We start from the raw sequence: 5,085 nt of genomic DNA on the forward strand, positions 1-5,085 counted from the left end.
GACATCTTCGGCGCACTCACCGAGGCCTACGCCAACCAGACCTCCCCCTACGACAGCCCGGACTACCTCGTCGGCGAGATGATCAACCTCGTCGGAAACGGTCCGATCCGCAACATGTACAACCCCTCGCTCGTCAGCAACAACCCCAACTGCTACTCCGCCTCCATCCCGAGCACCGAGGTCCACGCGGCCGCCGGCCCGCTCAACCACTGGTTCTACCTGCTCGCCGAGGGCTCCAACCCCGGCGGCGGCAAGCCCACCAGCCCCACCTGCAACAACTCCTCCGTCACCGGCGTCGGCATCAAGGACGCCGGCCGGATCTTCTACGGCGGCATGCTGCTCAAGACCAGCGGTATGACCTACAAGCGCTACCGCACCACCACCCTGACCGCCGCCAAGAACCTCGACCCGACCTGCAACCTGTTCACCCGCACCAAGGCCGCCTGGGACGCCGTCAGCGTCCCCGCCCAGACCAGCGACCCGACCTGCTCCAACAACGGCGGCGACGACTTCTCGCTCGCGCTGAACCCGGGCTCCGGCTCGGTCAAGCCCGGCGCCTCGACCACGGCGACCGTCAACACCGCCGTCATCTCGGGCAGCGCGCAGACCGTCGCCCTGACCGCCTCGGGCCTGCCGTCCGGTGTCACCGCGACCTTCAGCCCGTCGTCCGTCCAGTCGGGCGGCTCCGCCACGCTGACCCTGTCGGCCTCCTCGTCCGCCGCGACCGGTAGCTACCAGGTCACCGTCACCGGCACCGCCGGGGCCACCGTCCACACCGCCCAGTTCAGCCTGACGGTCGGCAACGGCACGCCCAACCCGGGTGGCACCTGGGCCGCCGGCACCACCTACAAGGCGGGCGACGTCGTGACCTACAACGGGGTCAGCTACCGCTGCCTCCAGGGCCACACCGCCTACGCCGGCTGGGAGCCGCCGAACGTCCCGGCGCTCTGGCAGGCCATCTGACCGGCAGGCCCTGACCTCCGGTGAAACCACCGCGCCGCGGTCCGTCGAGGGGACGGACCGCGGCGCGCCCGGCGTTCCCGGCCGGGGTCGATCAGTTGTACCACCACTCCTGGTTGGCCTGGCCCCAGCCGCAGTCCCACAGCTGGACCACGTTGCCGCGGCCCCAGTCGTAGATGTCCAGGCACTGGCCGGTGGGACCGGGGAAGCCCTGCGGAACGCCGGCGAACGCGCGGTTGATGAAGCGCAGGCGACCGGCACTCGCCGGTACGGTCCAGGCCTGCGAGGCGCTGTTGTCGCACGGCAGCTGGACGACCTGCTGTCCCCGGCCCCGGTAGCCGTCGACGCACTTGCCGCTGGCGTTGCTCTGGATCTGGTAGCCGCCGCTGACGGTGTTGTACGAGACGTTCCAGGACTGGTTGGCGCCGCCGTGACAGCCCCACATCTGGACCCACGGCCCGTTGCCCCAGTCCCAGACGTCCAGACACCTGCCGTCGGCCTCGGGGGCGTTGCTGGTGATCGTGAAGGTCCGTGGCGGATAGTCACTCGCCACCGCGGCCGGCCCGGCCGCCGCCGCGCTCGCCGCGAGGGTGCTGCCGGGCGTCACGGGCGCCGTGGGCTCCCCGGCCGCGGACTGCCCGACCGCGACCGCAGGGCCTGCGCACAGCGTCAGCGCCGCCGTCGCGGCGGCGAGGATCTGACCAACTCTTCTGGGACCGTTCATGGTTGCTGCCCTTCCGTTTAACTGGTTCAGACCAGTGACGCTAGGGCCGCGACGGCACCCCGGCACAGTCGAGTACCGGCCGTTTCGATCACCGCCGGGCACCGGCCCCGCGGACCGGGTGCACGGCCGGGCGTAGGCTGTCGAGGTGGAACCCTCGACGCCCGCCCCGCCCCTGCCCGAGCTGCCGCTGCAGGAGCTGGAGTGCTTCGCCGTCCTCGTCCACCAGCTGCACTTCGGGCGGACCGCGCAGCGTCTCGGCGTCTCGCAGGGGCGGGTGTCCCAGCTGATCAAGCGGCTGGAGGGCCGGGTCGGCGCCCCGGTGTTCCGGCGGACCAGCCGCCGCGTGGAGCTGACCGAGCTCGGGGGCGTCCTGGCCGAACAGGTGGTGCCGGCCTTCGAGCGGCTCAGGGCGGGCTACGACGCCGCCCGCGCCCGGGCGGCCACCGCCGAGCCGCTGCGGCTGGGATTCCAGTGCGCGGTGTACGAGCCGGTCGCCCGGGTGATCGCGGGCCTGCCGGAGGGGGCCACGCAGCTGGTCGAACTGCCGTGGGCCGACCCGTTCTCGCGGCTCGCCCGGGGTGAGGTGGACCTCGCCATCGTGCTCGGTCCGTGCCGGGAACCGGGGCTGGAGGTGCTGATGAGCTTCTCCCGGCAGCCGGTGCACGTGGCGGTCGACGCCGCCCGGTACCCGGCCGCGGTGGAGGCGGTGGGCGCCGAGGAGCTGGCCGCGCTGGCGCTGATCGAGCCGCGCGGCCCGGCTCCCGCGTACTGGCGGCAGGTGCACGCACCCCGGCGCACCCCGGACGGACGGGCGCTGTCCTACCCGGCGGGGGCGGTCACCCTCCAGGAGGGCCTGTCGATGGTGGCCGGCACCGGCCGGGGGCTGCTGCTGTGCGAGCGCAGCACGACGTACGTCCGGCGCCCGGACCTCCGCTTCCTGCCGGTGCCCGGGCTGGAGCCGACCGACCTGGTGGTGGTCCAGCGCGAGGGACGGCCGCACCGGCTGACGGCCGGGTTCGTCACCCGGCTGGCCGGGAAGGTCGGCTAGATCCTCTCCTTGCGGATCACCCCGGGCGGCGCCGACAGCAGGGTGAGCAGCAGCCCGGCGGCGGCCAGTCCGGCCGCGGTGAGCAGGACGGCGCGGTGGCCGGCCCGGTCGACCACCAGGCCGCCGGCGAGGGAGCCGAGCGCGATGCTCGCGTTGAACACGCCCGCCCAGACGGCCGCCGAGGCCTCGGCGACGGCCGGGGCGGCGGTGCGCACCCAGGCCTGGGTGGCGACCGACACCCCGCCGTACGAGACGCCCCAGAGGACCAGGACGAGGAGCACCGTGACGACGCCGCCCACGGCCTGCGGGAGCAGCACGGCGGCCAGCGCGACCCCGCCGAGGGCGGCGGCGACGGCCGCCTTCGGGTGACGCCCGGACAGCGGGCCGAGGGTGAAGTTCCCGGCGACCCCCGCCACGCCGTAGACCAGCAGGCAGCCGGCGATCACGCCGCTGCTCGGACCGGCGCCCGCTTCGAGGACCGGGCGGACGTAGGTGAAGCCGGCGAAGTGGCCGAGCACGACGAAGGCGGTGGCGGCGGTCCCGGCGGCCACGCCGCGGTGGCGCAGGGCCCCGAGCGGACCGTCCGCCCGCCGGTCCCCGTGCACCGGCGGGGCGGGCAGCGGAGGCAGGACGGCGGCGAGCACGGCGGCGCAGACGGTGCCGAGGGCGGCGAGCGTCCAGAACGCGAAGCGCCAGTCGGACAGGGCGGCCAGGTAGGTCCCCAGGGGGACGCCGAGCACGGAGGCGATGGAGACGCCCGAGAAGATCAGTGTCATGGCGAGGGCGGTGCGCGGGCCTTCGGCCAGGCGCGGGCCGAGTCCGGCGACCAGGCCCCAGACGACGCCCATCGCCGCGCCGAGCAGGATCCGGCCGGCGGCGAGGACGGTGAAGTCCGGCGCGAGGGCGGACAGCGCGTTCGCCAGGGCGAGCAGCAGCATGGCGGTCACCAGGACGGCCCTGCGCTCGCGCCGGCCGACCAGCCTCGGGGTGAAGGGGGCGAGGGCGGCGGCGATCAGGCCGGTGATGGTCAGGGACAGTCCGGTGACCCCGTCGCTGACCCCGAGGCCGTGCGACATCCCGGTGAGCAGGCCGACCGGCATCATCTCGGAGGACACCACCGTGAAGGTGGCGAGCGCGACGGCGAGGACCGGCGACCAGCGCTGCGGGGCGGCGGGTGGGACGGGCGGAGCGGACGGGGGTGGGAGGGCGTCCGCGTGCGTCGTACGGGCGTTTGTCATGCGATCAGCCCATCAGCCGCCGCCGGGGGCGAACAAGATCGTTGACCTCATCGATCGATGAGCCCGGCTCATCGATCGCGGGCCCCGCCGGGTCTGCGGGCGCACCCCGGGGGCCCCGCCCCGTCTGCCCCGGCGCCGGACGCCGGGTAGCGTGACCTGCGGCACCGCACGGTGCCGCCCCGGTGGGCGGTCGACGGAGAGACGGAGAATCGGATGACCCTGGAGGAAGGCCGTCGCGTCCGGCTGGCCGAGGACCTCGCGATCGGTGACGCGCTCGCCGGGGAGCCGGGGGCGGTCGTCGGGTTCCTCTCGCTGGGAGCGGGGATCGAGGGCACAGTCGAGCGGGTGAACGGGGAACTCCCGGAGAGCCAGGAGGTCCGCGAGTACCGGCGGCTCAAGGCGCTCCTCGACGACTACGGGCACACCATGCCGGAGGCGAGCCGCGAGCGGCTGGAGGCGGAGATCGCCGAACTGGAGCCGGAGTGGGACGCCCACCGGGGGCGGGGCCGGCGGGTGACGGTCCGGGTCCGGTGGGACAACGGATTCGTCCTCGACGAGGTGCACCAGGACGTCCTCGGCACGCTGTGACGGACGGTTCACCCCGGCCGGACCCCCGTCACCCCGCCCCGCCCGCCGCACGTGCCGGGGCTCAGGGCCGCTGGTCCGCGGTGGCCGCGGAGGCGGCCGCGTCCGCGACGCTGCTCCGGTAGAGGCCCAGCCGGGGCCCCAGGACCTTGGCGCCGGGGCCGAGCGGGAAGTTGCGGGTCTCCGCCGTGGGCATGTGCTCGCCGTCGGCCAGCACGTCGAGGTGGTCGATCCCGGCGGCGGTGCCGGCGCTCGCGCCGCCCGGGTTGAGGTCGATCACCGCGTAGGCCGTCCGGCCGGCGCCGACCGGGTAGGCGGGGGCGCCGCCCAGTCCGCCGGGCACCAGCGGCCTGAGGTCCTTGCCGTGGTCGGCGGCGTGCGAGTCGCCGAGGCCGACCAGCGGGTAGTAGCTCAGGCCGCAGGCGTGCGGGCCCTGGTTGCGCACCTCGATCACCCGCTGGGTCGGCGCCTCGGGGCGCGCGGTCACCCGGACCGTCAGGTCCTTGCCCTCGCACGGGTGGGTGTAGGCG

Annotated in this window: 5 protein-coding genes and 2 pseudogenes; 4 read left to right on the plus strand and 3 right to left on the minus strand. The window is 74.6% G+C overall.

Translation table 11 applies throughout. The annotated features are described in order from the left end of the window. Positions 1–825 (plus strand): annotated as a pseudogene (locus ACFXAM_RS37785) (M4 family metallopeptidase); the annotation flags it as partial. Between the two features lie 12 nt (positions 826–837). After that, positions 838–963: pseudogene (locus tag ACFXAM_RS37790) on the plus strand (carbohydrate-binding protein); the annotation flags it as partial. 91 nt (positions 964–1,054) lie between these two features. Here ACFXAM_RS37790 and ACFXAM_RS37795 read toward each other — a convergent pair. Continuing rightward, the gene (locus ACFXAM_RS37795) at positions 1,055–1,684 is read right to left on the minus strand and encodes an RICIN domain-containing protein (protein WP_380298366.1); all 630 of its coding nucleotides are present in this window, start codon (positions 1,682–1,684) and stop codon (positions 1,055–1,057) included. A gap of 145 nt (positions 1,685–1,829) precedes the next feature. Here ACFXAM_RS37795 and ACFXAM_RS37800 point away from each other — a divergent pair, with 145 nt between their 5' ends. After that, positions 1,830–2,732: a LysR family transcriptional regulator gene (locus tag ACFXAM_RS37800; protein ID WP_380298368.1), complete on the plus strand. Its 903-nt coding sequence runs from the start codon at positions 1,830–1,832 to the stop codon at positions 2,730–2,732. Here the strand turns inward: ACFXAM_RS37800 and ACFXAM_RS37805 are convergent. After that, a complete protein-coding gene (locus ACFXAM_RS37805; RefSeq protein ID WP_380298370.1) occupies positions 2,729–3,970 on the minus strand; it encodes an MFS transporter in 1,242 nt (413 codons plus the stop codon). The genes ACFXAM_RS37800 and ACFXAM_RS37805 overlap by 4 nt on opposite strands. Positions 3,971–4,183: 213 nt before the next feature. Between ACFXAM_RS37805 and ACFXAM_RS37810 the strand changes: the two genes are divergently transcribed. After that, positions 4,184–4,558 (plus strand): hypothetical protein, encoded by a 375-nt coding sequence (locus ACFXAM_RS37810; RefSeq protein WP_380298371.1) that lies wholly within the window; start codon positions 4,184–4,186, stop codon positions 4,556–4,558. Between the two features lie 61 nt (positions 4,559–4,619). Here ACFXAM_RS37810 and ACFXAM_RS37815 read toward each other — a convergent pair. Next, a partial coding sequence (locus ACFXAM_RS37815) for a DUF4232 domain-containing protein (RefSeq protein ID WP_380298373.1) occupies positions 4,620–5,085 on the minus strand: 466 nt, incomplete at its 5' end.

The sequence above is a fragment of the Kitasatospora sp. NPDC059462 genome (genome assembly GCF_042749955.1).
Taxonomy (GTDB): domain Bacteria; phylum Actinomycetota; class Actinomycetes; order Streptomycetales; family Streptomycetaceae; genus Kitasatospora.

Coding starts and splice junctions, on each gene's coding strand:
- ACFXAM_RS37795 (WP_380298366.1), bottom strand. CDS start 1,684: ATGAACGGTCCCAGAAGAGTTGGTCAGATCCTCGCCGCCGCGACGGCG.
- ACFXAM_RS37810 (WP_380298371.1), top strand. CDS start 4,184: ATGACCCTGGAGGAAGGCCGTCGCGTCCGGCTGGCCGAGGACCTCGCG.
- ACFXAM_RS37805 (WP_380298370.1), bottom strand. CDS start 3,970: ATGACAAACGCCCGTACGACGCACGCGGACGCCCTCCCACCCCCGTCC.